Annotated in this window: 30 protein-coding genes; 12 read left to right on the top strand and 18 right to left on the bottom strand. The window is 68.3% G+C overall.

Features of this window, described 5'->3' with window-relative positions; all coding sequences use genetic code 11:
* Positions 1-26: 26 nt before the first annotated feature.
* Genes ACOZBP_RS15320 through ACOZBP_RS15290 form a run of 7 tightly spaced genes read right to left on the bottom strand, consistent with a single transcriptional unit; the run spans position 27 to position 4,191 of the window.
* A complete protein-coding gene (locus tag ACOZBP_RS15320) occupies positions 27-560 on the bottom strand; it encodes a GNAT family N-acetyltransferase (protein WP_422677186.1) in 534 nt (177 codons plus the stop codon).
* Positions 515-970: a DUF6265 family protein gene (locus ACOZBP_RS15315; protein ID WP_422677185.1), complete on the bottom strand. Its 456-nt coding sequence runs from the start codon at positions 968-970 to the stop codon at positions 515-517. Before ACOZBP_RS15315 ends, ACOZBP_RS15320 begins: the two co-directional genes overlap by 46 nt.
* A 36-nt stretch (positions 971-1,006) precedes the next feature.
* Positions 1,007-1,822 (bottom strand): AraC family transcriptional regulator, encoded by an 816-nt coding sequence (locus tag ACOZBP_RS15310; protein WP_422677184.1) that lies wholly within the window; start codon positions 1,820-1,822, stop codon positions 1,007-1,009.
* Between the two features lie 4 nt (positions 1,823-1,826).
* Positions 1,827-2,261: a DUF1178 family protein gene (locus tag ACOZBP_RS15305; protein WP_422677183.1), complete on the bottom strand. Its 435-nt coding sequence runs from the start codon at positions 2,259-2,261 to the stop codon at positions 1,827-1,829.
* Positions 2,258-3,097 carry a carbon-nitrogen hydrolase family protein gene (locus ACOZBP_RS15300; RefSeq protein WP_422677182.1) on the bottom strand — a complete coding sequence of 280 codons (840 nt, stop codon included), beginning with the start codon at positions 3,095-3,097 and terminating at the stop codon, positions 2,258-2,260. Before ACOZBP_RS15300 ends, ACOZBP_RS15305 begins: the two co-directional genes overlap by 4 nt.
* Complete coding sequence (grxC, locus tag ACOZBP_RS15295) at positions 3,097-3,354, bottom strand: glutaredoxin 3 (protein WP_422677181.1); 258 nt, start codon at positions 3,352-3,354, stop codon at positions 3,097-3,099. Before grxC ends, ACOZBP_RS15300 begins: the two co-directional genes overlap by 1 nt.
* Before the next feature lie 30 nt (positions 3,355-3,384).
* On the bottom strand, positions 3,385-4,191 hold the full coding sequence (locus tag ACOZBP_RS15290) for a ComF family protein (protein ID WP_422677180.1): 807 nt from the start codon (positions 4,189-4,191) through the stop codon (positions 3,385-3,387).
* Here ACOZBP_RS15290 and ACOZBP_RS15285 point away from each other — a divergent pair.
* On the top strand, positions 4,190-5,083 hold the full coding sequence (locus ACOZBP_RS15285) for a methyltransferase domain-containing protein (protein ID WP_422677179.1): 894 nt from the start codon (positions 4,190-4,192) through the stop codon (positions 5,081-5,083). The genes ACOZBP_RS15290 and ACOZBP_RS15285 overlap by 2 nt on opposite strands.
* Here the strand turns inward: ACOZBP_RS15285 and ACOZBP_RS15280 are convergent.
* From ACOZBP_RS15280 to ACOZBP_RS15265, 4 genes are read right to left on the bottom strand one after another with little or no spacing between them, the layout of a single operon-like run.
* Positions 5,076-5,252 carry a Flp family type IVb pilin gene (locus ACOZBP_RS15280; protein WP_422677178.1) on the bottom strand — a complete coding sequence of 59 codons (177 nt, stop codon included), beginning with the start codon at positions 5,250-5,252 and terminating at the stop codon, positions 5,076-5,078. The two genes, ACOZBP_RS15285 and ACOZBP_RS15280, sit on opposite strands and share 8 nt — an antisense overlap.
* A gap of 25 nt (positions 5,253-5,277) precedes the next feature.
* Positions 5,278-5,691, bottom strand: coding sequence for a (deoxy)nucleoside triphosphate pyrophosphohydrolase (locus ACOZBP_RS15275; RefSeq protein WP_422677177.1), 414 nt, complete (start codon positions 5,689-5,691; stop codon positions 5,278-5,280).
* Positions 5,688-7,088 carry a bifunctional glutamate N-acetyltransferase/amino-acid acetyltransferase ArgJ gene (gene argJ / locus ACOZBP_RS15270; RefSeq protein WP_422677176.1) on the bottom strand — a complete coding sequence of 467 codons (1,401 nt, stop codon included), beginning with the start codon at positions 7,086-7,088 and terminating at the stop codon, positions 5,688-5,690. The genes ACOZBP_RS15275 and argJ overlap by 4 nt, the downstream gene beginning before the upstream one ends.
* Complete coding sequence (locus ACOZBP_RS15265; RefSeq protein WP_422677175.1) at positions 7,085-8,026, bottom strand: peptidylprolyl isomerase; 942 nt, start codon at positions 8,024-8,026, stop codon at positions 7,085-7,087. The genes argJ and ACOZBP_RS15265 overlap by 4 nt, the downstream gene beginning before the upstream one ends.
* Positions 8,027-8,301: 275 nt before the next feature.
* Here ACOZBP_RS15265 and secA point away from each other — a divergent pair, with 275 nt between their 5' ends.
* Both secA and ACOZBP_RS15255 read left to right on the top strand, forming a co-directional pair.
* A complete protein-coding gene (gene secA, locus ACOZBP_RS15260) occupies positions 8,302-11,154 on the top strand; it encodes a preprotein translocase subunit SecA (protein WP_422677174.1) in 2,853 nt (950 codons plus the stop codon).
* Positions 11,155-11,378: 224 nt separating this feature from the next.
* A complete protein-coding gene (locus ACOZBP_RS15255) occupies positions 11,379-12,542 on the top strand; it encodes an aminotransferase class V-fold PLP-dependent enzyme (protein ID WP_422677173.1) in 1,164 nt (387 codons plus the stop codon).
* A 4-nt stretch (positions 12,543-12,546) separates the two neighbouring features.
* Here the strand turns inward: ACOZBP_RS15255 and ACOZBP_RS15250 are convergent, their stop codons facing one another.
* From ACOZBP_RS15250 to ACOZBP_RS15240, 3 genes are read right to left on the bottom strand one after another with little or no spacing between them, the layout of a single operon-like run.
* Positions 12,547-13,014, bottom strand: a complete 468-nt coding sequence (locus tag ACOZBP_RS15250) for a hypothetical protein (protein WP_422677172.1) — start codon at positions 13,012-13,014, stop codon at positions 12,547-12,549.
* Positions 13,015-13,066: 52 nt separating this feature from the next.
* Positions 13,067-13,948, bottom strand: a complete 882-nt coding sequence (locus tag ACOZBP_RS15245) for an alpha/beta hydrolase (protein ID WP_422677232.1) — start codon at positions 13,946-13,948, stop codon at positions 13,067-13,069.
* 5 nt (positions 13,949-13,953) lie between these two features.
* The gene (locus ACOZBP_RS15240) at positions 13,954-14,448 is read right to left on the bottom strand and encodes a transcriptional repressor (protein ID WP_422677171.1); all 495 of its coding nucleotides are present in this window, start codon (positions 14,446-14,448) and stop codon (positions 13,954-13,956) included.
* 156 nt (positions 14,449-14,604) lie between these two features.
* Here ACOZBP_RS15240 and ACOZBP_RS15235 point away from each other — a divergent pair, with 156 nt between their 5' ends.
* Complete coding sequence (locus ACOZBP_RS15235; protein WP_422677170.1) at positions 14,605-15,396, top strand: SapC family protein; 792 nt, start codon at positions 14,605-14,607, stop codon at positions 15,394-15,396.
* A gap of 137 nt (positions 15,397-15,533) precedes the next feature.
* Here the strand turns inward: ACOZBP_RS15235 and ACOZBP_RS15230 are convergent, their stop codons facing one another.
* Together ACOZBP_RS15230 and ACOZBP_RS15225 are read right to left on the bottom strand one after the other, a co-directional pair.
* Positions 15,534-15,941 carry a MaoC family dehydratase gene (locus ACOZBP_RS15230; protein ID WP_422677169.1) on the bottom strand — a complete coding sequence of 136 codons (408 nt, stop codon included), beginning with the start codon at positions 15,939-15,941 and terminating at the stop codon, positions 15,534-15,536.
* 14 nt (positions 15,942-15,955) lie between these two features.
* Positions 15,956-16,978 (bottom strand): NADP-dependent oxidoreductase, encoded by a 1,023-nt coding sequence (locus ACOZBP_RS15225; protein ID WP_422677168.1) that lies wholly within the window; start codon positions 16,976-16,978, stop codon positions 15,956-15,958.
* 332 nt (positions 16,979-17,310) lie between these two features.
* Here ACOZBP_RS15225 and ACOZBP_RS15220 point away from each other — a divergent pair, with 332 nt between their 5' ends.
* Positions 17,311-17,598: a hypothetical protein gene (locus tag ACOZBP_RS15220; protein WP_422677167.1), complete on the top strand. Its 288-nt coding sequence runs from the start codon at positions 17,311-17,313 to the stop codon at positions 17,596-17,598.
* Between the two features lie 62 nt (positions 17,599-17,660).
* Here ACOZBP_RS15220 and ACOZBP_RS15215 read toward each other — a convergent pair whose 3' ends face one another.
* Complete coding sequence (locus tag ACOZBP_RS15215; protein WP_422677166.1) at positions 17,661-18,458, bottom strand: response regulator; 798 nt, start codon at positions 18,456-18,458, stop codon at positions 17,661-17,663.
* Between the two features lie 195 nt (positions 18,459-18,653).
* Here ACOZBP_RS15215 and ACOZBP_RS15210 point away from each other — a divergent pair, with 195 nt between their 5' ends.
* The 4 genes from ACOZBP_RS15210 to ACOZBP_RS15195 all read left to right on the top strand — a co-directional run bounded on the left by ACOZBP_RS15210 (position 18,654) and on the right by ACOZBP_RS15195 (position 21,434).
* Positions 18,654-18,860 (top strand): NepR family anti-sigma factor, encoded by a 207-nt coding sequence (locus ACOZBP_RS15210; RefSeq protein ID WP_422677165.1) that lies wholly within the window; start codon positions 18,654-18,656, stop codon positions 18,858-18,860.
* Complete coding sequence (locus ACOZBP_RS15205; RefSeq protein ID WP_422677164.1) at positions 18,857-19,465, top strand: sigma-70 family RNA polymerase sigma factor; 609 nt, start codon at positions 18,857-18,859, stop codon at positions 19,463-19,465. Before ACOZBP_RS15210 ends, ACOZBP_RS15205 begins: the two co-directional genes overlap by 4 nt.
* Positions 19,466-19,469: 4 nt before the next feature.
* Complete coding sequence (locus tag ACOZBP_RS15200; RefSeq protein WP_422677163.1) at positions 19,470-21,218, top strand: sensor histidine kinase; 1,749 nt, start codon at positions 19,470-19,472, stop codon at positions 21,216-21,218.
* A gap of 78 nt (positions 21,219-21,296) precedes the next feature.
* On the top strand, positions 21,297-21,434 hold the full coding sequence (locus tag ACOZBP_RS15195; protein ID WP_422677162.1) for an entericidin A/B family lipoprotein: 138 nt from the start codon (positions 21,297-21,299) through the stop codon (positions 21,432-21,434).
* Between the two features lie 72 nt (positions 21,435-21,506).
* Here the strand turns inward: ACOZBP_RS15195 and ACOZBP_RS15190 are convergent, their stop codons facing one another.
* Positions 21,507-22,013, bottom strand: coding sequence for a hypothetical protein (locus ACOZBP_RS15190; RefSeq protein WP_422677161.1), 507 nt, complete (start codon positions 22,011-22,013; stop codon positions 21,507-21,509).
* A gap of 151 nt (positions 22,014-22,164) precedes the next feature.
* Between ACOZBP_RS15190 and ald the strand changes: the two genes are divergently transcribed.
* The 3 genes from ald (at position 22,165) to obgE (ending at position 24,787) form a co-directional block, all read left to right on the top strand.
* Positions 22,165-23,283, top strand: coding sequence for an alanine dehydrogenase (gene ald / locus ACOZBP_RS15185; RefSeq protein WP_422677160.1), 1,119 nt, complete (start codon positions 22,165-22,167; stop codon positions 23,281-23,283).
* 66 nt (positions 23,284-23,349) lie between these two features.
* On the top strand, positions 23,350-23,682 hold the full coding sequence (locus ACOZBP_RS15180) for a hypothetical protein (protein WP_422677159.1): 333 nt from the start codon (positions 23,350-23,352) through the stop codon (positions 23,680-23,682).
* Positions 23,683-23,731: 49 nt separating this feature from the next.
* The gene (obgE, locus tag ACOZBP_RS15175) at positions 23,732-24,787 is read left to right on the top strand and encodes a GTPase ObgE (protein WP_422677158.1); all 1,056 of its coding nucleotides are present in this window, start codon (positions 23,732-23,734) and stop codon (positions 24,785-24,787) included.
* Positions 24,788-24,846 lie beyond the last annotated feature (59 nt).

The following is a 24,846-nucleotide window of genomic DNA, read 5'->3' as shown; positions in this document are numbered from 1 at the left end:
AGCGCCGAACCGGCGACCCGGTTCCGTCAGAGCGCCCGGATCATGTAGCGGGCGTCGGCGCCATAGCTGGCCAGCTTCTCGGCCATGCCGGGCGGGGTTTGCACCCCAAAGCCGTTACGCTCCCAGAAGGCGGTCGCCTCATTGACGGCCACCAGGGCGATCTCACGCCAACCCGCCGCCTTCGCCTGTTCGGCCAGACGCTCGACAATCAGCCGGGTATAGCCGCCGCCGCGCGTCTCGGGGTGTAGGGCCAGATCATGCAGATAGACGACGTCAGCCTCCTCGGGGATGGCGCCGATCAGGCTGTCCAGCGGCGGGGCGCTGTTCCGGCGCCAGGGATAGGCCATCAGATAGCCCCTGACGCTTCCGGCTTCGTCAGACAGGACGAAGCAGCCCTCGGGGGCCAGGGCCTGACGTTCGGCGAAGCATTCGCGCGCCTCGAAATGGTCGGGGAAGGACAGGCGGGCGACCGCGACGACGCCGTCGATGTCGGCAGGCGTCATGGGCCGCCACTCTAGCTGGGGCAGCGCGCGTTCAGCGGCGCCTTGTTGAATGTCCATTCCACACTCCGGGTCTCATCATCATCCGCCCCCTCGATGCGGGCGGTCAGCACATCCCCCTCGCGCTGATAGAGGATACGATGCGGAAAGTCGTTGTCAGGGTTGGCGAAAACCACGCGTTGCGGCCCGCTCTCGATCAGGCGGAAAGGGGTCGCCGGTGCGCCTTCGGGCCGGGCGAAATAGGCCAGGCCGCCATCGGGAGCCGGGCCGATATGGGCGCTTTCGAAGCCGCTGCGGCCATTGCGCACGGTCACGGCGGAACCGACGACCAGCCCCAGGCGCGGGTCGCTCCAGGTCTCGGACGCCTCACGCCCGCCGGAACAGTCCAGCCAGTAGCCGGCCAGCCACGACAGGTCGGGCGCAGGCGCCTGCAGCAGAGTGGCGGCCATCAGGGTGCTCAGCAGCGACATCAAGGTCTCCCTCCTCGGTTCGGAAAGCAGCCTAGATCAGTCCAGCCCGTCTCGCTTGTAGGTTTGCGACGCCAACTGACGGGCCAGCTCCATCTGCTCACGCGCCCATTCGCTGGCGGTGCAGCCGAGGAAGCGACGGAAGTCGCGCGCCATCTGCGGCTGATCGAAATAGCCGGCAGCCAGCCCGGCCTCCAGCCAGGAGGCGGCGTCGGCGTCCTGGCCCGTCGCGTGGTCGAAGACGCGGCGGAAACGAAAGACCGACCGCAGGGTGCGCGGGGCCACGCCGACCCGGTCGCGAAAGCGACGTTGCAGGGCGCGGCGGTCGGCGGGCGACAGGGACGGCGCCTCGCCCTCGCGTTCAGCGGCGGCGACCTCGGCGCGGACGGCGGGGTCGATGCGCCAGTCGCCGGCAAGACGCTGACCCTCCAGCCAGTCGGACAGAGCCGCCGCCTGCCCCGCCGGATCGCCGGCGGGCGCGGAAAAGCCCGTGAGCCGCGCGACCAAATCCAGTCGCCGGTCGGTTGCCTCAACAAGCGGAAGACCGAGGAAGTCGCGCGCGCCATCCGGCTCGAACCGGGCGGCGACGATCTCGATCGGGCCGACGGGGCGGATGGCCATGGGCCGGGTCATCTGGCCGGCGAAGATGACCGGCGGTTGGGGGCGGAAGACGCCGTCCTCGCCCTGCTCCTCATAGGGCGCGGCCAGGTCGATCACCAGTTCGGCGCAGCCGTCGGGGGCGATGCGCTGCACCGCGCCCGAGGGTTCCGGCGCGGCGTAGGTCCACAGGGTGCGGATGAAGGGACGCAACGCAGGCGGCGGCGCGAACTCCTCGTATCTCTCCCCCTGCCCCATCCGTTTAGTTGGCCTTCTTCGGGTCCGGCGGCAGGCTGGGCAGGGCGGCGCAGGGGACGCCGTCGTCCTTCAGCTTCTTGACGTCAGCGGGGGTGGCCTCGCCGTAGATTTCGCGCTTCTCGGAGCGCCCTTCGTGGATATCGCGGGCCTCGCGAGCGAAGGCGTCGCCGACGTAGTCGAAATTCTGCTCGACGTGCTCGCGCACCTCGCGCGCCGCCTGCATCATCATGGCCTGCATCTGCTTCATCGTGTCCGGCGCTGGCCCAGCCGTTTTCGTGCCAGAGACAGCCGGGGCCATCACCTGTTTGCGCACGCCGGTCGAGCCGCAGAAGGGGCATTCGACCAGACCGCGCTCGGCCTGATCGTCGTAGTCGGAGGAGGAGGCGAACCAGGCCTCGAAGCCGTGGTCGTGGTCGCAGGACAGGGCGTAGCGGATCATTGCGGCCAGTCGAAATCGCGGTCGTGCTTCAGCGAAGGCACAGCCTGTCGCGCGCGCTGAACGGCGCTGAGGTCGAGTGTCGCAGACACGACGCAAGGCTCGTCATGGTCGGCCTTGGCGATAATCTCGCCCCAGGGGCCAACGATGGTGGAGCGGCCCCAGGTCTGGCGGCCGTCCTCATGCGTTCCGCCCTGGGCGGGAGCCAGGACGAAGGCGCCGGTTTCGATCGCGCGGGCGCGCAGCAGGGTCTCCCAATGCGCCTCGCCGGTCGGACGGGTGAAGGCGGCGGGCACGGCGATCATGGCCGCCCCGGCCTGGGCCAGTTGACGGTGCAGATACGGGAAACGCACATCGTAACAGATGGTCAGGCCCAGCCCTCCCCAGGGGGCGTCGGCCACGCTGGCGGCTTCGCCGGGGCGCACCGAGGCGCTTTCGCGGTAGGTCTCGCCATTCGGCAGGTCCACGTCAAAGACGTGCAGCTTGTCGTATCGGGCCGTGATCGCCCCGGTCGGATCAACCAGCAGGGAGCGGTTGGCGGCGCGCGCATCGCCATCCACGCCCGAGCGCACAATGGCCGAGCCGATCAGCAGCCAGACGCCCAGCTCATTCGCCAGGGCGCGCAGGCCGAGGACGGCGGCGTCCGCCTCCTCGCTCGACAGTGCGGCGTCGCGCAGACTTCGGCGCTGTTCGAGGAAGTTGGTCCCCTCGGGCGTCAGGATCAGTTTCGCGCCGCCCGCCGCCGCCTCGCGGATCAAGGGCTCGACATGGGCCAGCCCTGCGTCCGCCGTCGCCGGCGTCCGCGTCTGGACCAGCGCCACATTGAGCCGCTCGTCCATCAGGCCGCCAGCAGCGGGTCGAGGCCGCCGCGCGCATCCAGGGCGTGGATGTCATCCGAGCCGCCGACATGTTTCTCGCCGACGAAGATCTGCGGGAAGGTGGACTTGCCGCCCGACCGCTCGACCATCTCGGCCTTCTTTTCCGGGTTGTTCGAGGCGACGATCTCGGTGAACGCGACGCCCTTGCGCTTCAGCAGGCCCATGGCGGCGGTGCAATAGGGGCAACCGGGCTTGGTGTAGATGACGACTTCGGCCACTGAGGACTCTCCTGAATTCAGACTAGCGCCCTACTTAGGCGGTTCGCGCGCAGTTCGCACCCTCGCGATGACGGCCAGGTCCACAGCGCGCGCTCCGGCGGACAAAAGGACCCGGGCGCAGGCCTCGGCCGTGGCCCCCGTGGTCAGGACATCGTCGACCAGAAGGATGCGCCGGCCCTTGATTCGACGACGCCCGGCCTCGGTGACGGCGAAGGCGGATTTGACGTTCAGCCGCCGCCCGCGCGCCGACTTGCCGCCCTGGCTGGCGGTGGGCGCCGCCCGGATCAGGGCGTCGGGCAGGTAGTCGAGCCCCGCGTTGCGGGCCAGAGGCCGCGCGATCTCGGCCGCCTGATTGAAGCGCCGGGCCAGCAGACGGCCGCGATGCAGGGGGACCGGAACCACAGCGTCAGCCTCGGCCACCACGTCGGCGCCCGACCGGGCGATCCAGCGCGCGAACAGGGGGGCGAACTGCTGCTGGTCGCCGTGCTTGAACTTGAGGATCAGGCCGCGCGAGGCCTCGTCATAGACGCAGGCGGCCCGGGCGCGGGCGAAGGCGTAGGGCTGGACCTGACAGGCCAGGCAACGATCCGAGGCGAAATCGCCGCCATCGTATTCAAACGCCGCGCCGCAGCCGTCGCAGACGGGCGCCTCCAGAAACACCACCCGGCTCCAGGCGTCGGGCGACAGGCCGGCCGAGGCGGTGGCCTCGCGGCTGTCGTGGGCCATGGGGGGCAGCAGCAGGTCGAGCAGACCGCGCGCCATTCCACGCGCGCCCAGCGATATACGCGCCGACCCGTCTTTCAATCCGGCCCGCCAACCCCCATCCTGAACGGCCATGAGCGCCCCCTCCTCCGGTCCCCCGATCATCTTCGACGCCGCCCGCCGCGCCGCGCGCCTGAACCGCGCCGCCCGACGTTTCCCCGACGCCGACTTCCTGCACGTTCGCGCCGCCGACAATGCGGTGAACAGTCTGGAGGTGATCCTGCGCGAGTTTCACACGCCCGTCGACCTGTCGCCCCATCCCGGCGTCTTCGCCCGCGCCCTGGCCGACAGCCCGGCTCACGCGCAAGTGGCCGAGGTGCGCGCCGCAGGCTCCACCGCTGAACGGGCTGCGCCGGGGGCCTGGCCTCTGGAGTTGGAGGATCAGTCGGCCGACCTGATCGTCAACCTGCTGGGGCTGCACTGGGCCAACGACCTGCCCGGCGCCCTGGCCCAGATCCGCAGGGCGCTGAAGCCCGACGGTCTGTTCATCGCCAGCCTGTTCGGAGCGGCGACGCTGAAGGAGCTTCGCGGCGTGCTGACCGAGGCGGAACTGGAAGTGAACGGCGGAGCCCAGGCCCGGGTCTCGCCCTTCGCCGACGGTTTCGACGGCGCAGGCCTGCTGCAGCGCGCGGGCTTCGCCCTGCCTGTCAGCGACGTCGACCGGGTGACCGTGCGCTATGCCGATCCCTTCGCCCTGATGCGCGACCTGCGGGCCATGGGCGAGACCAATGTGCTGGCCGGACCGATCCGGCCGCTGAGCCGCGCTGTCCTGGCGCGCGCGGCCCAGCTCTACGCCGAACGCCACGCCGAGGCGGATGGGCGCATTCCAGCGACGTTCGAGATGGTGCATCTGGCCGGCTGGGCGCCGCACGACAGCCAACAGAAGCCGGCCCGGCGCGGGTCGGCCAGGACCCGTCTGGCGGACGCCCTGAGCGTGCGCGAGCGGACGGGCGAGGAGCCTAGCTGACCGCCTGGGTCAGGGCCGTCAACGCGGCGTTGAACACGCCGGCGGCCTTTTCGCCAGCCAGACGCATCGAACCGATGATGACCAGAAAGATCAGGGCGCAGATCAGGCCGTACTCGATGGCGGTGGCGCCGCTGTCGTCGCGGCCGAAGCGGCTGATGAAACGTCGCATCCTGGCCCCCTCCTGCGGCGGCTGATCAGAGCAGGTCGCGCAACCAGGCGACCAGGGGTTCGTCGGCCGGGGGCATGGGATAGTCCGACAGCTTGTTCGGCTTCACCCAGGCCAGACCCGCGTGCTCACGCGCCGTGACCACGCCGGACCAGCGCCGGCACAGATACAGTGGCATCAAGAGATGAAAGGATTCGTAAGCGTGACTGGTAAACACGAAGGGGGCCAGGCAGGCCTCGTTCACGTCGATGCCCAGCTCTTCGTTCAGTTCACGGATCAGGGCCTGCTCGGGCCGCTCGCCCGGTTCGACCTTGCCGCCGGGAAACTCCCACAGGCCGGCCAGTTGCTTGCCCTCGGGCCGCTTGGCGATCAGGACCCGGCCGTCCGGATCGATCAGGGCGACGGCGACGACGAGGACGGTGGGAACCGCAGCCTCGCTCACGAACGATAGTCCCCGTTGATCTCGATGTAGCGTTTGGTCAGATCGCAGGTCCAGACGGTGGCTGACGCCCGCCCCGAGCCGACGTGGACGGTGATGTCGATCTCGGCGTTCTTCATATAGGCGCTCATCTGCGCCTCGTCGTAGGTCGGCGAAGGGGCGCCGTCGACGGCGGCGACGTGGGGGCCGAAATGGATGGCCAGACGGTCGCGGTCCACGGCTTCTTCCGTCTTGCCCACGGCCATGACGATGCGGCCCCAGTTGGCGTCCTCGCCGGCGATGGCGGTCTTCACCAGGGGGCTGTCGGCGATCGACTTGGCCAGCTTGCGGGCCGAGGCGGGGCTGGCTGCGCCGTCCACGGTGATGCGGACGAACTTGGTCGCGCCCTCGCCGTCCCGGACCAGCTGGTGGGCCAGATCGAGCATGACCTTGTCCAGGGCCGCCGAGAAGTCCTTCAGACGGCGGTCGCCGACCCGGCCGATGCGCGGCGCGCCCGAGGCGCCGGTGGCGAACAGCAGGGCCGTGTCGTTGGTCGAGGTGTCGCCGTCCACGGTCACGCTGTTGAAGGTGGTGCGGACGTGCAGATTCAGCAGGGCCTTCAGCACCGGCGGGGCGATGGCGGCGTCGGTGACGATGAAGGCCAGCATGGTCGCCATGTCGGGCGCGATCATGCCCGAGCCCTTGGCGATGCCGGCGATCCTGACCTTGACGCCCTCGATCTCGCACTCGGCGTAGGAGCCCTTGGGGAAGGTGTCCGTGGTCATGATGCCGAGACCGGCCTGGGCCCATTGTTCAGTGGGATGGGCATCGGCCTTCATACGCGCTTCGACGTCCGGCAGGCGCGCAATGATCTTCTTCTCGTCCAGCACCACGCCGATCACGCCGGTCGAGGCCAGCATGACGTCGCGTTGACGGCAGTCGAAGCGCTTGGCGACCTCGGAGGCGGTGCGGCGGGCGGCGTCCGCCCCGGCCTTGCCGGTGAAGGCGTTGGCGCAGCCGGCGTTGACGACCAGGGCCTTGACCCCTTCGCCGCCGCCCCGATCGGCGTCCAGTTGACGCTTGCACCAGTCGACCGGGGCCGAGCCGACCTTGTGGCGGGTGAAGACGCCGGCGCAAGAGGCGCCTTCGGGGAAGTGGAAGACCACCAGGTCGTCGCGCTCATGCTTGTAGAAGCCGGCGCGGGCGGTGGCGATCTCGACCCCGCCGATGGGCGGAATGATCGGGAAGGGCACCGCCAGGGGCGAGATCATCAGGCCGGGCTTGCCGGGCGAGGCCGCCTTGGCGGCCGCCGGCTGGGTGGCGCGCTTCAGGGCCGAGGCCAGCGGGTCCAGCGCCTTTTCGATGGCGGATTCGATCATCTGGCCGGTCGAGCCGGACTTGGAGGCGGGCGGACGGTTCATGAAGCGACGGTTCCGGCGGGAGAGGCGGCGGCGGGAGAGGCGGGTGCTGGCCGTGTGGCCGGTTGCGTCGCCGGTTTGGCGGGATTGAGGAAGACTTCGACCTGGGCCTTGCCGCGCAACTGCTCCAGCAGCTGGCGGACGCCTTCATAGGTCAGGTAGCGGACGATCAGCGGGCGGGCCTGATCCAGGGTCGGCGGAGCTTCCAGACGGCGATCCTCGATGCGCAGCACGGCCCAGCCTTCCTGCCCCTGAACCGGACCGACCACAACTCCGGGGGCCTGGCCGCGCACGGCGGCGGCGTAGGCGTCTGGCAGGACGTCGAGCGTCGAATAGCCCAGATCGCCGCCGGAATAGCGGGTGGCGTCGTCCACCGAGCGCTGGGCGGCCACAGCTTCGAAGGCGGCCCCCTGCCCCAGGACGCCCACAACGGCGTCGGCCTGTTCCTTCGTGTGCGACAGGATCAGGCGGACCCGGACCTCCTCGGTCGTCTGGGCCCGGCGCTGCTGTTCCTGATAGAGGCGCTCGACCGCCTGATCGGATACGGCCCCGCTGACGACGGATTCCACCAGCATGTCGCCAAGGATGCGTTCGTGCACCGCCTCCAGCCGGCGCTGGGCGGCGGCGTTCTTGTCCAGTCCGCGACGGCGCGCCTCGGCCGCCAGCAGCTTCTGGTCGACCACCTCGTCCAGCACGCGGCGGAACAGCTCGGACTTGACGTCCAGGGGCTCGCCCTCCCCGACCAGGCCCTGCGCCACGGCTTCCCGGCGCACGTCGGAGGCCCAGACCGAGCGGTCCAGCACCCGCGCCACGACCAAATCGCCCTTTTCCGGCGGACCTTCCGCATCGCCGCGCCCGCAGGCGGCCATCAGCACTGCGGCGAGCAAGGCCGAAGCCAGCAGGGGCCGCAAGGTTCGGAAGGGGGGGCGCGAAAGACGCATCGGGCGCTCCGGCCAGAAGACGATTGAGGGCGAAAAACAGAAACCGGGAGGCCCGTCGCGGCAAGCCGTCGAAAGCCCCTCGCGTTGACAGGGGTTAGGGCGGTGCTTAAGTCCCGGCTGCGCCCAAGTCGAGGGGTTTTCGATCGTCTGCGCCGCCCCTGCGCACGCCTCGTATTTCGAGGGTCGCCGGGACCGGCGTCGATCCGGGGCTCCGCGATCGCGACGCTTCCTGTTTCAGAGCCTTCAGCCGCTCGACCGCCTTTACCGGATCGCCCATGCTCGGCTTCGCCAAGAAAATCCTCGGCTCCTCCAACGACCGCAAGGTCAAGGCCTTCCAGGCCCAGGCGCAAAAGATCAACGCCCTGGAATCCCGGTTCGAGGCCTTCTCGGACGACGAACTGCGCATGATGACGCAGACCTTCAAGGATCGGATCGAGGCCGGCGACAGCCTGGACAAGATCCAGAGCGAGGCCTTCGCCGTGGTGCGCGAAGCGTCCAAGCGGGTTCTGGGTCAGCGCCAGTACGACGTGCAGCTGGCCGGCGGCATGATCCTGCATGAAGGCGGCATCGCAGAAATGCGGACCGGCGAGGGCAAGACCCTGGTGGCCGTGGCCCCGGTCTACCTGAACGCGCTGGCGGGCAAGGGCGTCCACGTCATCACCGTCAACGACTATCTGGCGCGCCGTGACGCCGAGACCATGGGCAAGGTCTATCGCTTCCTCGGCCTCGAGGTCGGCGTCATCGTCAACGGCCTGTCGCAGGGCCAGCGCCAGGCGGCCTACAACGCCGACATCACCTATGGCACCAACAACGAATTCGGCTTCGACTATCTGCGCGACAACCTGGTCTATGACCGGCGCGAGATGGTGCAGCGGACCCACCATTTCGCCATCGTCGATGAGGTCGACTCCATCCTGATCGACGAGGCGCGCACGCCTCTGATCATCTCCGGTCCGACCGAGGACCGTTCGGACCTCTACAAGATCGTCGATACGATCGTGAAGGAACTGGTCAAGGACAAGGCCACCTATGATCTGGACGAGAAGCAACGCCAGGCCCTGCTGACCGAGCTGGGCTCGGAGCGGATCGAGGAAATGCTGGAGGCCGGCGGTCACTTCGCCGAGGACACCACCGACCTCTACGACCCGGCCAACGTCAGCCTGGTCCACCACGTCAACCAGGCCCTGCGCGCCAATACCCTGTACACGCGCGACAAGGACTACATCATCAAGGGCGGCGAGATCGTCCTGATCGATGAGTACACGGGTCGCATGATGACCGGCCGTCGCCTGTCCGAAGGTCTTCACCAGGCCATCGAGGCCAAGGAAGACGTCAAGATCATGCCCGAGAACCAGACCCTGGCCTCGGTCACCATCCAGAACTATTTCCGCCTCTACGAAAAGCTGTCCGGCATGACCGGCACGGCCGCCACCGAGGCCCAGGAATTCCTCGACATCTACAAGATGGACGTCCTGGAAGTGCCGACCAACCGTCCCGTCCTGCGCAAGGACTATGACGACGAGGTCTATCGCACCTTCGCCGAGAAGAACGTGGCCATCGCCGCCCAGATCGCCGAATGCCACGTCAAGGGTCAGCCGATCCTGGTCGGCACCGTCTCGATCGAGAAGTCCGAGGAACTGTCCGCCGTCCTCGACACCTATGAATACAAGGTCGAGACCGGCCGCACCCTCAAGGCCGAATACGCCGGCCGCGAGAAGGAAGCGCAGAAGGTCGGCGACGACGCCTATGACATCACCTACGCCACCGGCCGCGGCATTCCGCACAACGTCCTGAACGCGCGTCAGCACGAGCAGGAAGCCTATATCGTCGCCGACGCCGGTCTGCCCGGCGCCGTCACCATCGCCACCAACATGGCCGGTCGCGGCACCGACATCCAGCTGGGCGGCAACCTGGAGATGCGTATCCAGCGCTGGACCCAGGAACAGCGCAACATGGCGATCGAGGTCACGCCCGAGGCGCTGGCCGCCAAGGAAGCCGAGTACAAGGCCGAGATCGCCGTCCACCGCGAAACCGCCCTGGCCGCCGGCGGCCTGTTCGTGCTCGGCACCGAGCGCCACGAGAGCCGCCGCATCGACAACCAGCTGCGCGGCCGCACCGGCCGTCAGGGCGACCCCGGCACCTCGAAATTCTACCTGTCGTGCGAAGACGACCTGCTGCGCATCTTCGCCGGCGACCGCCTGGACTCGATCATGCGCAGCTTCGGCGTGGCCGAGGGCGAGGCCATCAGCCACCCCTGGCTGAACCGCGCCGTCGAAACCGCCCAGAAGCGCGTCGAGGCCCGCAACTACGACATGCGCAAGAACGTGCTGAAATACGACGACGTCGTGAACGACCAGCGCAAGGCCGTGTTCGAACAGCGCCAGGAGTTCATGGACTCCACCGACCTGTCGGAACTGGTCGCGGACTTCCGCAGCGACGTGATCAACGACCTGGTCGAACGTTATGTGCCGCCCAAGGCCTACGCCGAACAGTGGGACATCGAGGGTCTGGACGAGAAGGTCCGCTCGACCTTGGGCCTGGAACTGCCGCTGCGCGAGTGGGCCGCCGAGGAAGGCGTCTCCAACGAGGAGTTCGAGGAGCGGCTGATGGCCGCCGCCGAGGCCCGCGCCGCCGAACGTCTCGAAATGATCGGCCAGGACCAGACCCGCGGTCTGGAAAAGCAGTTCATGCTGCAGATGATCGACATGCAGTGGCGTGAGCACCTGGTCCACCTGGACCACCTGCGCGGCGTCATCGGCCTGCGCGGCTATGGCCAGCGCGACCCGCTGAACGAATACAAGACCGAAGCCTTCAACCTGTTCGAGACCCTGCTGCACGACCTGCGCCACAACGTCACCCGCTGGCTGATGACGGTCGAGTTCCGCTTCGAGGCCCCGCCGGCGATGGAACTGCCCGAGTTCCAGGAAATCCACCTGAACCCGGGCACCGGCGAGAACGAAATGGTCAATCCGTCGGCCCAGAACCCGGAAGGCATGCTGACCGGCGACGACCGCTCCAAGCTGCCGGTCGAGGCCCTGCCGATCGGTTGGGAACGCACCAGCCGCAACGCCGACTGCCCCTGCCACTCGGGCAGGAAGTTCAAGCACTGCCACGGCAGTTTGATCTAGAAATAATGAGGCGGGTTCGCGAAAGCGGCCCGCCTTTTTCTTTGCTCTCTCCTCCACCGCCGTCATCCCGGACGACCTGCAAGGTCGATCCGGGACCCAGACGCCTGAACGATCCGCCACCTGTGTAGTCGCTCACGCCTGGGTCCCGGGTTCCGCTACGCGGCCCCGGGATGACGGAGGAACGACAGGTGACGCCGCCCCCTCCGCCCGCTAGCTTCGCCCCCATGAGCTACAAGCCCCTCTTCTCGCGCGCCCTCGGTCTCGATCCCGAGCGGCTGCACTTCGCCGCCCACAGCCATCACCTGTGGCCCGACGCCAGCTTCGACGCCCAGGTTCAGGCCTGGGCCGAGGCCAACCGCTTCGCCGACCGCAAGTGGGACCTGATCTTCGGCGAGGTCATTCCCGAGGCGCAGAATCATGTGGCGAAGGAGCTCGGCCTGCCCTCGCCCGACAGCCTGATCTTTGCGCCCAACACCCACGACATCCTGCTGCGCATCGTCTCGGGCTTCGAGAAGAAGCCGGTCCGCATCCTGTCCACCGACGGCGAGTTCCACTCCTTCCGCCGCCAGTCGGAACGCTGGGAAGAGGCGGGCGAGGCCGTGGTCACGCGGGTGCCCCTGCACCCCTTCGCCACCTTCGCCGAGCGCTTCGTGGCGGCGGCCAGGGCGGGCGGGCATGACCTGATCCTGGTCAGCCAGGTCTTCTTCCGCACCGGCCAGGTGTTCGACGCCGTGGCCGAACTGGCGGCCCTGGCCGATCCGGCCGGGCCGTGGGTGGTGATCGACGGCTATCACGGCTTCATGGCCATGCCGACCGACCTGTCGGCGGTGGCGGACAAGGTCTTCTATCTGGCGGGCGGGTACAAATACGCCATGGCGGGCGAAGGCGCCTGCTTCCTGCATTCCCCGCCCGGCTTCTGTCCGCGTCCGGTCATCACCGGCTGGTTCGCCGAGTTCGGCCATCTGGAGGGCCCGCCTGGCGGGGTCCAGTACCGCACCGACGGCGGCCGCTTCTGGGGCGCCACCTTCGACGTCAGCGCGCTGTATCGCCTCAACGCCGTGCGCCGGATGCTGGATGAAGAAGGCCTGACCACCGCCGACGTGGCCGCCCATGCGCGCAAGCTGCAGGCCCGGTTCCAGGCGGCGGTTCAGAACGGCGAGGCCGGTCCCCTGTCCCAGGCCGAAATCCTCAATCCGGTCGAAGGCGACGCCGCGCGCGCCCGCTTCCTGGCCCTGCGCTCCGACGAAGCCGCGCGCTGGAAGGCGGACCTGCAGCACATGAACGTGGTCACCGACGTCCGCGACGACGTGATCCGCTTCGGCTTCGGCCTCTATCAGTCCGAAGAGGACGTGGAGCGGCTGATCCACGCCTGCGCCCGACTGACCTAGGTCGTCAGAAGAACAGGCTGTCGTCCTGCCGCTGCGCCTCGGGCGGGCGTCGGGGCGTGGCCGGTCGCGGCGCAGGACGCGGCGCGGGCGGCGCCGCGCGCGTGACAGCGGGCGGCGACGGGACAGCCTCCGGCTGCACCTCAGGTTCGTCGTCGAAGATCGACCGCCAGATCGACTTCGCCGCCGGGCGCCGGGGCTCCTCGACCGGAACGGGAACAGGCTCCGCCGAAGGCGCAGGCGCCACGGTCGGATAGGGCCTCGGGGAAGCCGCCGCATCGCTCGGCGGATCGGGCCTGGCGGGAACGGCCGACGCGAGCGCGGTATCGGCACCCTGCGGCGCCTCCGCCAGCCTCTGGTCCGCCGCGTTCCACAGGATGGCCACGCCCAGCGCCAGCAGGACCAGGCCGATCGCGGCGCCGATGGCCGAGCCCAGCAGGATACGGTTCAGATCACTGGCGATGCGCGAACTCATGACGCCAAGGCCTAACATCGAACGCCTGCGCCCGACCACCCCGGCCGTCGCCTCAGACGGCGGCGTCCAGCAGGGCGTCGCGCACGATGTCGGGATGGGTCATTGGAAACAGATGCCCGCCGCCCGCCACGGTTTCCACCTGATGCGGCGAAGTTCCCGTCGGCACGGCGCACAGGCTGCCGCTCTCGGCCTTCAGCACACGGACGGCCTCCGGAAACCGTCGCAGGGCGGGCCACGGATTGTGCGCCTGGGCGGCATAGTTCGACGCCTCCCAGGCGGGGGTGCAGGTCAGCTCGAAGCCGCGATCCGTCTCCGCCAGACCATCGACCAGGTAGTCAGCCAGCATCATGTCCGACCAGCCCTTGAAGGCGCCGCGTCCGCGATAGGCGGCCAGCGCCTGTTCGCGGCTGTCGAACAGGGCGCGCCGCTTCAAGGTGCTGGCGACGATGGGAATACGGTGCGACAGCCGCCCGACCAGCGGCAGGTTCATGGCCAGCACCATGGGGCGGCGCCAGATGACCGGATCCAGCAGCAGCAGACGCGATACCCGGTCCGGCCGTTCCGCCGCCGCCAGCAGGCCGCTGGTCCCGCCAATCGAGTGGCCGGCCAGAGCCACCGGCGGACCATCGACGGCGTCCAGCAGGGCGATCAGGTCGTCGCGATGGTCCTTCCAGCTGCGACGACCCTCGGGCCGGGCGGGAAGGCGCGTGCGGCCATGGCCGCGCAGGTCCGGCGCCCAGATGCGCAGCGCGCCCGACAGGGGCTGGAGCAGCGACCGGTAGGCGTAGGCGTTGAAGCCGTTGGCGTGGGCGAAGATCAGATCGACAGGCCGGGCGGGATCCCCGAAATCCAGGACCGCCATCTCGCCGCCGCCCCAGCGGTTGTCGATGGGAATGGTCAGGCGCCGCGGCGCCGACAGGGCCAGGGCGTCCATGCTGATCAGGCCGCCACGCGGCAGGCGGGGCAACGGCCGTGCCCCTCTATCGTGGTGCGCTCGATGGCGTATCCCGCAGAGGAGGCGGCCTCGGCGAAGGCGTCGCCCCCGGCCACGGCGACTTCTTCGGTCGCGCCGCAACAATCGCAGATCAGGAAGGCGGCGGCGTGCACCGGGGCGTCGGTTGCTGCGGCGGTGCAGGCCACATAGGCGCTGATCGAGGCGATCCGGTGCACCACGCCCCGACGTTCCAGAAATTCCAGGGCGCGATAGACGGTCGGGGGCTTGGCGGCCTGACCGTCGAGGCCATAGCGGGCGATCAGATCATAGGCCTTGACCGGCTCGCCCGCCGCCAGCAGCAGTTCCAGCACCCGCCGCCGCGGCGCGGTCATGCGCTCGCCCTCGGCGGCGCAGCGCGTCTCGACGGCGACAAGCGCCCGCTCGACCTCGGCGTGGCCGGGTCGGCTGTCGGCATGATCGTGATCGCAGGTGACGCCCATGCCTCACAGCTAAGGGGTCGGCGGTCCGACCGCAACCGTGGCGGCGTCGCCGCTGCTGCGGAAAAGCTTGCCGTTCGTCGAACGGTCGCGTTTGCCGCCCGGCCGCCCATGGGCTAGAAGGCCCGACCTTTCTGTTCAGAACCGATCCGACACATCATGACCGACACCACGTCCCAAGCGTCCGGCTTGTCCGGCAACGTCCTCTTCTACACCCAGCCGGAGCCGATTTCGATCGAGGCCCACGGCAAGCTGGGCGTGACGCCGGCCGACAAGCCCTACGCCTTCGTCGCCCAGACGAACATCGTGCCGCTGACCGTGACCGAGTTCGCGCCAGCCGCCCTGTCCTATCCGATCGTCTTCGTCGGCGACCTGAAACAGCCGGTCGTGGCCATGGGCCTGCGCCAGAACGACAACCTGTTCATCGACAACGGCGATTTCCGCGCGGACGCCTATATCCCGGCCTATATCCGGCGCTATCCCTTCGTCTTCGCCAATGACGACACGCAGAACCGCATGATCCTGTGCATCGACCGCGCCGCGGGCTTCGTCAGCGAAGCGGGCGAGATCCCGCTGTTCGAGAACGGCCAGCCCAGCGAGTATGTCAACAACGCGATGGAGTTCTGCAACAACTTCGAGCAGGAGCGCCTGCGCACGGAATCCTTCGTCAAACTGCTGATCGACCTGGACCTGTTCGAAACGCGCGAAGCCTCCTTCACCCCGCGCAACCCGGACGGCTCGGCCGGCCAGGTGCAGAAGCTGGCTGAATACTTCGCCGTCTCGGAAGACAAGCTGAAGGCCCTGCCGGCCGACAAGCTGGTCGAGCTGCGCGACAACGGCGCCCTGGGCCAGATCTACGCCCATCTGGTGTCGCTGCTGGGCTGGGACCGTCTGATCGCCATGGCCTTCGCCCGCGCCGCCGCCGAAACGCCCGTCGCCGCCAACGCCTGACAGGCTTTTTTCTAGGGGCCTATCGCGCTTGCGCGCTACTTGAGGCCGCTAGAAGATTGAAAATGAAACGCCCCGTCAGGAAACTGGCGGGGCGTTTTCCGTTCTGCCCTTCTTCCCTTGTGGGAGAAGGCCGCGCCCTACCGCCGCGCGACCAGGGCCCGGGTCAGGCAGGAGAAGACCAGCCGCCCCGCCTCATCCAGCAGGTCCTGCTGGGCGATGACTATGCCCTTCTCGTCACCGACCGGATCCTTGCCCATGACCGTCAGGCGGCCGCGCAACAGCTCGCCGGGAGGCGGGTTGCGCAGGAAGCGAAGACCGTCGATCGCCAGGGTCTTGGTTCCGGCCCAGCTCCCGGCCTTCTCGGCCGACAGCCGGCTCCACAGGGCGTAGACCAGGGCGTCCGGGGCGCCGTAGGCCACATCCCAGCCCGGAGCGAACCGTTCGACGAAGACCTCCATCGCCCCCTCGTCCACCGCACAGGCCCCCAGGGGGATGACCTGGCCGATCTCGATATCCTCGAAATGGACGTGCAGCGGTTCGGTCATCCCGTCAGGTCTCCTCAGGCGGCGGGTTCTTCCGACACCCGGACCAGCAGCTTGCCGTCATGATCGCCGGTGAACAAGCGATTGAGCGACGTCACCGCGCCTTCCAGGCCGTCATCGACATGGACCTTCCACTTGACCCGCCCGTCTGCGAGCCAGGGGCCCATCTCCTCGACCATCTCACGCGCGCGCGGCGCATAATCGAGCACCAGGAAGCCCTGGACGTTGAGACGATGGGTGATGATGCGGCTGAAGTTGGGCGACGGCGGCATACGCGTGGCGTTGTAGGAGGAGATGAGGCCGCAGACGGCCATGCGGGCATGAACGTTCAGCCGGTTCCATACGGCGATCATGATGTCGCCGCCGACGTTCTCGAAGTTCAGGTCGACGCCGTTGGGCGCGAGACGATCCAGCGCCTCGCCCACATCCTCGTTCTTGTAGTCGATGGCGGCGTCGAAGCCGAGCTCGTCGGTCAGCCAGCGGCACTTCTCGGCCCCGCCGGCGATGCCGATGACGTGGGCGCCGCGCTGCTTGGCCACCTGGCCGGCGATGGAGCCCACGGCCCCCGCCGCCGCCGAGATCACCAGAGTTTCTCCCGGCTTGGCCTTCAGCACGTCGGTGACGCCGAAATAGGCGGTCAGCCCGGTCATGCCGAGGACCGACAGGTTGGCGGTCAACGGCAGGCCTGGCGCGCGGTGAACCGGACGCAAGCCCTGCTCATGCACCACGGCGTAGTCCGCCCAGCCGCCCGACAGCGGCGTGACGATGTCGCCCGCCTTGAACCGGTCCGACTTCGACTGCTCGACCACGCCCAGGGTCAGGCCGCGCATGACCTCGCCCAGACCCACCGGCGGCAAATAACCCTCGGAGTCATTCATCCAGGTGCGGTTGGTCGGGTCCAGCGACAGGTAAAGGGTGCGAACCAGAACCTCGGCCTCCTTCAGGTCCGGCACCGGTGTTTCCACCAGCTCCAGATCGCCGTCCTGGATCAGGCCTTTCGGACGTTGACGAAGGACCCACTGACGATTGCGAAGGCTCATGGCGCAGCTCCAATGCGTTTTCTTTGAAGACCCATAGTGGCGGATGCTCCCGTCCTGTCGAGGGCCTTCCAAAGAAAAAGCGGACCGTTTCCAGTCCGCTTGAGGTGGCATCATCGAGAATGAGGAGCGAAGACGGCTGGCGGGCGAACCGGCCAGGCGAGGGGACTCTGTCGCCTCCGCACTTCCATAACGACGGCGTGTGAGGCCAGTTCCACCCGACGCGATAATTGTCCCACGCTCGGGTCGCGCGCCGATCCACCGGAACGAGGACGCGCGGCGTCGCGTTGCTAGACCATAGGAGAGGCCGACCGACACGGCCGCAGCAGACGCCCATGACCCATCAGGACCCCCATTCCCATTCCGCCGACGCGGTCGAACACCACGTGCCGATCGAGGCGCAATATGTCCGCCAGGGTCGCGGCGGCGTACGCATTCTGTGGTTGCTGATCGTCTCTGGCGGCGCGACCGCCATCCTGCTGCTCGGCATGTGGCTGCTCAGCAATGGCGGTTTCCAGAGCGTCAATCCGGATGCGGGCGGGACGCGCGAGGACGTCGCCCCCTTCGATTCACCGGCCGCGCCCGCATCGGCCCCTGCTACGACCGAGGCCCAGAACCGGTAGCGCCCGGCAAAAGGCCCCGATGGCGAACCATCGGGGCCGATGCAGCGTCAGGCCTCAGAAGGTCAGGCGGCCTGTTTCTGACGCGAAGGATGGAAGAAGAGCGCCTGGCTGATCGCCGCCTTCACCGTTTCCGGCTGGAAGGGCTTGGTGATCAGGAAGGTCGGCTCAGGCCGTTCGCCCGTGAGAAGACGCTCCGGGAAGGCCGTGATGAAGATCACCGGCACGTCAAAGCGTTTCAGGATGTCCTTGACCGCATCAATGCCGGACGAGCCGTCGGCCAGTTGAATGTCGGCGAGCACCAGGCCCGGCCGGTGACGCGTCACGGCGTCCACCGCTTCATCATGGGTGGTGGCGGTGCCGGTGACGCGATGGCCCAGCTCCTTCACCAGGCTTTCGATGTCGGCGGAGATGATGGCTTCGTCCTCGATGATCAGGACGTCGGTGGCCAGCTCGGCGTCGATGTCGGACTGGGCCTCGGCGATCAGGCGTTCAACCGACCGGGGATCAACCGCCAGGATCTGGGCTGCTTCCGAAGGCGTAAAACCTTCGAGCGCCGTCAGCAGGAAGGCCTGACGCGACCGGGGAGAAATCCGCATCAGACGACGCGACGCGTCATCCTCGCCGCTCTCGATCCCGCTGCTGTCCTCAAGCTGGGCGCCCGTCGACGACCAGATGGCGTGGAAGACGTGGTAAAGGGCCACCCTCGGCGTCATCTCGGACGGCAGCTGCCGCTCGCCGGCGGCCAGCGCCTCAAGCGCGACCCGCACGTAGTTGTCGCCTGTAAGTTGATCGCCGGTCAGCGCCCGCGCGTAGCGACGGACATAGGGCAGATGCGGCGCAAGCCTCGCCAATAGACTCATACAAGTTCCCCGACAGTCGGCGTCCCCGATCTGGTGACGCGCCAGTCTGCCAGAACGTGTCCGGGTCGCAACGGTTCCATCCTCGTTCGCAAGCTTGAGCATTAAATCGCCCAGGCTTAGGAACTCTTGGAGAGAAGCCGCGTTTTCCGCTTCCATGAACTCTCCCTACAGGCTTGGGTGGCGGCCGGAAACTCCATGATCAATTCTAAGGAAACCACCCCGCGTCCTGACGCAGCTGCGTCCGGGGACAACGGGCTGGAAGAAGTGCGTCTGCGCCAGCAGGCCATAGGCGTCAAACTGCGCCACATGTTCGACCAGGTGGTGAACGAGCCGGTTCCGGACGAATTCCTGGACATCCTGCGGCGGGCCGATGACCGGTCGTCGACCAAGGACGGCCAATGAGCAGTTCCAGCGCTCCGCCCAAGCCGCCCTCCGCCGACGACGCCGGCTTCAAGAAGGAGCTGGTGACGCTGATTCCGCATCTGCGCGCCTTCGCCCGCACCCTGACGGGGGATCCCACGGCCGCCGACGACCTGGCCCAGGAAGCCATGATGAAGGCCTGGGACGCCCGGGCCAGCTATCAGATGGGCACCAATATGAAGGCCTGGACCTTCATGATCCTGCGCAACCAGTTCTATTCGGAAAAGCGCCGCTCATGGCGCCAGACCCAGTTGGACCAGGAGGCCGCCGAGCGGACCCTGGTGGCCGTCGATGACCCCGAGGCGCCCGTCGCCCTGGACGAACTGCGTCAGGCGCTGAAGACCCTGCCCGAGGAACAGCGCGAAGCCCTGATCCTGGTCGGCGCCGGCGGCTTCGCCTACGAAGAGGCCGCCGAAATCTGCCAGTGCGCCGTGGGCACGGTGAAAAGCCGCGTGTCGCGCGCACGCAAGGCGCTGGCGGCCACGCTGGAACGGGGCGGCTACGGACGTGACGGCAAGGCTGCGGGCGACGCCATGCGCTCGATCCTGGCCGACGCCGACAGGTTGAGCGGCGCCAGGCAGGGCTGACCCGATGGTGCGTTTCGGCCGCGCATGGGGCCGCAAGTTGGGCCGTCCGAGCGTACAGGGCATTCGCTTCCGCATGGGCTGGGCCATGGCTGCGGCCCTGCTGCCCATCCTTCTGCTCAGCGCGGCCCAGACGCAGGCGGAGTTCCGGCGTCAGGCCGAGGATCGTCGTATCGACCTGCAACTGGCGGCCGAACGCAGCGCCGCCGAGGCCAAGGCCCGGATCGACAGCACGGTGGTGCTGCTTCAGGCCCTGGCGCCCGAGGGGGCCGGCTTCTATTGCGAGCCGCGCCTGACGGCTCTGGTGTCCAGATTGGACGCCCTTTCCGCGCTGCAGCGCTACAGCGCGACCGGGGAGCCGGTCTGCGCCTCCCGTTCCGACGCCGCGACCGGGCCAGCCCTGATCGGCGCCGCCGCCGACGTGCGCGGCCAGGAATGGTATCAAAGGCTGAGACAGGGCGAAGACGTGGTCATGGCCAGGGCGCCCGGCGCTCCGGGCGCCCTGATCGTCGCTGTCCGTTCGGAACGACCGATGGGAGCCTTCCAGGGCGCCATGGCGGCCGTGATCCCGCTGACCGCCCTGCAACCCGACATCCAGGATCCGGCCCTGCCGTCCGGCTCCCAATCCTCGCTGATCGATGCGCAGGGCCGGATTCTGGTTTCAACCGAGCCCTCGACCTTCGCCGTTCAGGACGAAGGCGCGATCGCCGCCTGGGCCCAGCGCGCCCAGAAGGGCGAGGCCGCCCTGTTCGAGGCGCGGGACACGCATGGGCGCAGGCATGTCTATGCCGGCGCGTCCCTGGCCGGCCGCGACCTGTTCGTCCTGCTGTCGGCGCCGGCCTCGGGTCTGCTGTCCTGGGCGCGGCTGAATCCGATCGGCTCCTTCTTGCTGCCTCTGTCCGCTTGGCTGGTCGCCTTCCTCGCGGTCATGTTGCTGTCCGAACGGATCGTCATTCGCTGGCTGGTCTATCTGGAGCGGGTGGCCGCCATCTATGCGCGCGGCCGTTTCTCGGTGCGCCCGGTTCAGGCCGAGCACGCCCCGGCCGAGATTCGCACCCTGGCCCGCACCCTCGGCTCGCTCGGCGACAGCATCACGACCCGCGACAAGGCCCTGCTCGACTCGCTGGACGAGAAGGACGCGCTGATGCGCGAGATCCACCACCGGGTGAAGAACAACCTGCAGATCATCTCGTCGCTGCTATCGATGCAGCAGAGGGCGGTGACCGATCCGGCCGCCCGTTCGGCCCTGGGCGACACCCGCCAGCGCATCACGGCCCTGGCCCTGATCTATCGCACCCTCTACCAGAGCGAGGATATTCGCGAGGCGGACTCGCGCACCTTCCTGACCGAACTGGTGGGGCAGCTGATTGCCGGCGAAGCCATGCGGGGGCCGCTGGTCACCAGCTCCGTCGATGCAGACTACCTGATCATCGACCCGGACAGACTGGCGCCCGTGGCCCTGTGGCTGGTCGAGGCCGTATCCAACGCCCAGAAGCACGCCTTCGCCGGGCGCGGCGGCGACCTCAAGGTGCGTTTCCGAGTCCTGGGCGAGACCAGCGTGCTCGAGGTCCAGGACGATGGCCCCGGCGCGGCCGACATCGACACGGCCGGCGTCGGCCGCACCCTGATGAACGCCTTCGCCAAGCAGTTGCGCGGCCAGGCCGAAATGGTCGAGGCGCCCGGAGGCGGGTCCATCGCCCGCCTGACCTTCGCTACGCCAGAGGCGCCGAAAACCGGCGCCTATCCGTCAGCTTGACAGGAACCCGGCGCACGCCGTCGCGTTGATGATGCGAGGGGCGTCTTTCGGCCCCTGCCCTTTTCACTGGAGCCGACCATGCGCAAACTGTTCGTACTCGCCGCCGCCGCCGCCCTGCTGACCACCGCCGCCTGCAACACCGTGGCCGGCGTCGGCAAGGACACCCAGGCCGCCGGCTCTGCCGTCGAAGGCGCCGCCCGCGACGCCAGGAACTAGGACTTCGACGACCGATCAGTCCCCGTCGCCCTCACAGGCGGCGGGGATTTTTCATGCCTGCCGCCAGTCCTCTCAGGCGAACGCCCAGCCAGGCGCACCCGCTGAATCATCGTCGCCGGAGGCTGGACGCGCCGGGCGCCGACGCCGAGCCGGGCCTGGGGTTCGAGCGACAGGCTGGCGCCGGATGACCGCCGCGACCCTGCCCCCCGCCTGTTCCAGACGCGCCTTGAGCAGGGGCCATCGCGCCCGGCCAGAAATCAGGCTGACCGCCGCGACCACCTCGACATAGGCCATAACGTCGCCGGCCATCAGCAGGGCCAGCTCCATCGGCAGAATCTGGATCATCAGAATTGCGCCGAAGACGATGATCAGCGATCTGACCCGGCTGCCACTGAAAGCTTGACCGATCTTCGCCGTCACGAAAAGGCGACTGGGCCGATGCGCCGCGCACGCCAGCCCGACGACGGCGAGGAAGATCGGGATCAGGGGAAAGCCCCCGGCCAGCACCCCTGGCGCAGCGACCAGTCCCGCCGCCAGCGCCCACCCGAACCACAGCCTTCCCGCATGATCGTCCGACATGATGCCTCCTCAACCTTGGCTGTGGAGGTGGGCGCCGCCGCATCCGCGCACAAGTTCGAATTCCAACGTTGCGGCCTAGCCGTTCCCCAAGGTCAGGTTTAGCGTCCGCTCAGGCCCCGCTCACTGGGGCGCGAACTCAGGGACGGAATCCATGCGTGTCGGCGTGCCCCGCGAGATCAAGACCAACGAACATCGGGTCGGCCTGACCCCCACCGCCGTCCGCGAATACGTCGCCCACGGCCATGAGGTGCGGATCGAGACCGGCGCCGGCCTGGGCGCGGGCTTCACCGACGCGGAATACCAGAAGGCGGGCGCGGCCATCGTCGCCGACGCCGAAACCGTCTTCGCCGACAGCGACATGATCGTGAAGGTCAAGGAGCCGCAAGCCGTCGAATGGGCGCGGCTGCGGCCCGACCACATCCTGTTCACCTATCTGCATCTGGCCCCCGACCCCGAGCAGACGAAGGGGCTGCTGGCCTCGAAATGCGCCGCCATCGCCTATGAGACCGTGACCGACCGGAACGGCGGCCTGCCGCTGCTGGCCCCCATGTCGGAGGTGGCCGGGCGCATCGCTGTCTTTTCCGCCGCCGAGACCCTGTTGAAGCACAATGGCGGCATGGGCCTGCTGTTCTGCGGCGTGCCAGGCGTGGCGCCGGCGCGGGTGCTGGTGCTGGGCGGCGGGGTCGTGGGGCTGAACGCCGCGCGCATGGCAATGGGTCTGGGGGCCGAGGTGGTGGTGCTGGAGCGATCCATCCCCCGGATGCGCGAGATCGACGAACTGACCGGCGGTCGGGTCATCACCCGCTATTCCTCCATCGGCGCCATCGAGGAGGAACTGGTCAAGGCCGACGTGGTCATCGGAGCCGTCCTGGTCCCCGGCGCCGAGGCCCCCACCCTGGTCCGCCGCGACCAGCTGAAATCCATGAAGCCCGGCAGCGTTCTGATCGACGTGGCCATCGACCAGGGCGGCTGTTTCGAGACCTCCAAGCCGACCACCCACGAGGACCCCACCTATGTCGTGGACGGCGTGGTCCACTACTGCGTCGCCAACATGCCCGGCGCCGCGCCCCGAACCAGTTCCGAAGCCCTGAACAACGCCACCCTGCCCTTCGGCCTGGCCCTGGCGGATCAAGGGCTGGCGGCCCTGAAGCAGGACCCGCATCTGGCGCGCGGCCTGAACGTGCTGAAGGGCGAGATCACCTATCCAGCCGTGGCGGAAGCGCTCGGCCTGCCGTGGAGCGATCCCTTCGACGTCTGGGCGCGGGGATAAAAGGCCGCTTGCTCTGAACGGGCGAATCCCGGACCGTCCGCCGGGTTAGTCTCGACAGGATTCCAGATGCTTCTGATCGCCCTCATGGCAGCCCTGGCCGCGCAAGAGGTCGGGGTTCATGCGACGCCCGCTCCTCAGCCGGCAGAAGAAGCGCCGATCCGTTGGACCCGATCCCCGGGCCTCGAAACGCCCGGCAGGGCGCTTCAGGCCAATGTGAGCGGCAGCGCCACCCTGCGCTGCGACTTCGCCGCCGGCGCCCCGACGAATTGCGTCATCCTAGCGGAAGCCCCCGCCGGCTATGGCTTCGGCATGGAAGCCCTGCGCGCCATGCGAACGGCCCGAGCAGAAGCGAACACAAACGGCCGTCGCACCTTCAGCTTCGCCTTTGAAATTCGCTGATCGAGGGGGTGGCCTGTAATTCGCCGCTCTCTTCGGTCATAAGGCCGCAATGAAGTTCCTCGACCAGGCCAAGATCTATATTCGTTCGGGCGCCGGCGGCGCCGGCGCCGTCTCGTTCCGACGCGAAAAATTCATTCCCAACGGCGGGCCTGACGGCGGCGACGGCGGCAAGGGCGGCGACGTCTGGATCGAGGCGGCTGACGGGCTGAACACCCTGATCGACTTCCGCTACCAGCAGCATTTCAAGGCCCAGACCGGCCACCACGGCCAGGGCCGCCAGATGCACGGCGGCAAGGGCGAGGACGTGGTCCTGCGCGTCCCCGTCGGCACCCAGGTCCTGGACGAGGAAAAGGAAACCGTCCTGGTCGACATGGACAAGGCGGGCCAGCGGGTCAAACTGCTGTCCGGCGGCAACGGCGGCTGGGGCAACACCCGGTTCAAGGGCCCGACCAACCAGGCGCCCGATCACGCCAACCCCGGCCAGGAGTTCCAGGAACGCTGGATCTGGCTGCGGCTGAAACTGATCGCCGACATCGGCCTGGCCGGCCTACCCAACGCCGGCAAGTCGACCTTCCTGGCGGCCGTCTCGGCGGCCAAGCCCAAGGTGGCGGACTATCCCTTCACCACCCTGGTGCCCAACCTGGGCATGGTGGACCTGAGCCCGTCCGAGCGCTTCGTCATCGCCGACATTCCCGGCCTGATCGAGGGCGCGCATGAGGGGGCAGGTCTGGGCACCCGCTTCCTCGGCCATGTCGAGCGTTCGGCCAGCCTGATTCACCTGGTCGACGGCACGCAGGAAGACGTGGCCGAGGCCTATCGCATCATTCGCGGCGAGCTGGACGCCTATGGCGAGGGCCTGGCCGACAAGGTCGAACTGCTGGCCCTGAACAAGATCGACGCCCTGTCGCCTGAAGAACGGGAAGAGAAGATCGCCGAGCTCCAAGCCGCTTCCGGCAAGCGGCCCTACCTCGTGTCCGGGGTGTCCGGCGAGGGCGTGACCGAGCTGCTGCGCGCCGCCTGGACCGAGGTGCGAAAGACCCGCGGCGAGATCACCGTCGAGGGCGCCGACACCATCCCCGAGACGCCGGGCGGCTGGCAACCGTAGTTCGTCTGATCCTCCCCCGTTCACGGGGGAGGGGGACCGCCGCAGGCGGTGGAGGGGGC

Origin of the sequence: Brevundimonas sp. NPDC058933, from assembly GCF_049315965.1 — a bacterium.
Taxonomy (GTDB): domain Bacteria; phylum Pseudomonadota; class Alphaproteobacteria; order Caulobacterales; family Caulobacteraceae; genus Brevundimonas.
The sequence above is the reverse complement of the archived record's forward strand: the minus strand, read 5'-3'. Positions and strand labels throughout refer to the sequence as shown.

Coding starts and splice junctions, on each gene's coding strand:
- ACOZBP_RS15190 (WP_422677161.1), bottom strand. CDS start 22,013: ATGTCGGACGATCATGCGGGAAGGCTGTGGTTCGGGTGGGCGCTGGCG.
- ACOZBP_RS15310 (WP_422677184.1), bottom strand. CDS start 1,822: ATGGGGCAGGGGGAGAGATACGAGGAGTTCGCGCCGCCGCCTGCGTTG.
- ACOZBP_RS15220 (WP_422677167.1), top strand. CDS start 17,311: ATGACCCATCAGGACCCCCATTCCCATTCCGCCGACGCGGTCGAACAC.
- ACOZBP_RS15180 (WP_422677159.1), top strand. CDS start 23,350: ATGCTTCTGATCGCCCTCATGGCAGCCCTGGCCGCGCAAGAGGTCGGG.
- ACOZBP_RS15255 (WP_422677173.1), top strand. CDS start 11,379: ATGAGCTACAAGCCCCTCTTCTCGCGCGCCCTCGGTCTCGATCCCGAG.
- ACOZBP_RS15240 (WP_422677171.1), bottom strand. CDS start 14,448: ATGGGCGTCACCTGCGATCACGATCATGCCGACAGCCGACCCGGCCAC.
- obgE (WP_422677158.1), top strand. CDS start 23,732: ATGAAGTTCCTCGACCAGGCCAAGATCTATATTCGTTCGGGCGCCGGC.
- ACOZBP_RS15205 (WP_422677164.1), top strand. CDS start 18,857: ATGAGCAGTTCCAGCGCTCCGCCCAAGCCGCCCTCCGCCGACGACGCC.
- ACOZBP_RS15225 (WP_422677168.1), bottom strand. CDS start 16,978: ATGAGCCTTCGCAATCGTCAGTGGGTCCTTCGTCAACGTCCGAAAGGC.
- ACOZBP_RS15290 (WP_422677180.1), bottom strand. CDS start 4,191: ATGGCCGTTCAGGATGGGGGTTGGCGGGCCGGATTGAAAGACGGGTCG.
- argJ (WP_422677176.1), bottom strand. CDS start 7,088: ATGAACCGTCCGCCCGCCTCCAAGTCCGGCTCGACCGGCCAGATGATC.
- ald (WP_422677160.1), top strand. CDS start 22,165: ATGCGTGTCGGCGTGCCCCGCGAGATCAAGACCAACGAACATCGGGTC.
- ACOZBP_RS15280 (WP_422677178.1), bottom strand. CDS start 5,252: ATGCGACGTTTCATCAGCCGCTTCGGCCGCGACGACAGCGGCGCCACC.
- ACOZBP_RS15315 (WP_422677185.1), bottom strand. CDS start 970: ATGTCGCTGCTGAGCACCCTGATGGCCGCCACTCTGCTGCAGGCGCCT.
- secA (WP_422677174.1), top strand. CDS start 8,302: ATGCTCGGCTTCGCCAAGAAAATCCTCGGCTCCTCCAACGACCGCAAG.
- ACOZBP_RS15245 (WP_422677232.1), bottom strand. CDS start 13,948: ATGGACGCCCTGGCCCTGTCGGCGCCGCGGCGCCTGACCATTCCCATC.
- ACOZBP_RS15200 (WP_422677163.1), top strand. CDS start 19,470: ATGGTGCGTTTCGGCCGCGCATGGGGCCGCAAGTTGGGCCGTCCGAGC.
- ACOZBP_RS15320 (WP_422677186.1), bottom strand. CDS start 560: ATGGACATTCAACAAGGCGCCGCTGAACGCGCGCTGCCCCAGCTAGAG.
- ACOZBP_RS15235 (WP_422677170.1), top strand. CDS start 14,605: ATGACCGACACCACGTCCCAAGCGTCCGGCTTGTCCGGCAACGTCCTC.
- ACOZBP_RS15215 (WP_422677166.1), bottom strand. CDS start 18,458: ATGAGTCTATTGGCGAGGCTTGCGCCGCATCTGCCCTATGTCCGTCGC.
- ACOZBP_RS15305 (WP_422677183.1), bottom strand. CDS start 2,261: ATGATCCGCTACGCCCTGTCCTGCGACCACGACCACGGCTTCGAGGCC.
- ACOZBP_RS15250 (WP_422677172.1), bottom strand. CDS start 13,014: ATGAGTTCGCGCATCGCCAGTGATCTGAACCGTATCCTGCTGGGCTCG.
- ACOZBP_RS15300 (WP_422677182.1), bottom strand. CDS start 3,097: ATGGACGAGCGGCTCAATGTGGCGCTGGTCCAGACGCGGACGCCGGCG.
- ACOZBP_RS15210 (WP_422677165.1), top strand. CDS start 18,654: ATGATCAATTCTAAGGAAACCACCCCGCGTCCTGACGCAGCTGCGTCC.
- ACOZBP_RS15230 (WP_422677169.1), bottom strand. CDS start 15,941: ATGACCGAACCGCTGCACGTCCATTTCGAGGATATCGAGATCGGCCAG.
- ACOZBP_RS15265 (WP_422677175.1), bottom strand. CDS start 8,026: ATGCGTCTTTCGCGCCCCCCCTTCCGAACCTTGCGGCCCCTGCTGGCT.
- ACOZBP_RS15195 (WP_422677162.1), top strand. CDS start 21,297: ATGCGCAAACTGTTCGTACTCGCCGCCGCCGCCGCCCTGCTGACCACC.
- ACOZBP_RS15285 (WP_422677179.1), top strand. CDS start 4,190: ATGAGCGCCCCCTCCTCCGGTCCCCCGATCATCTTCGACGCCGCCCGC.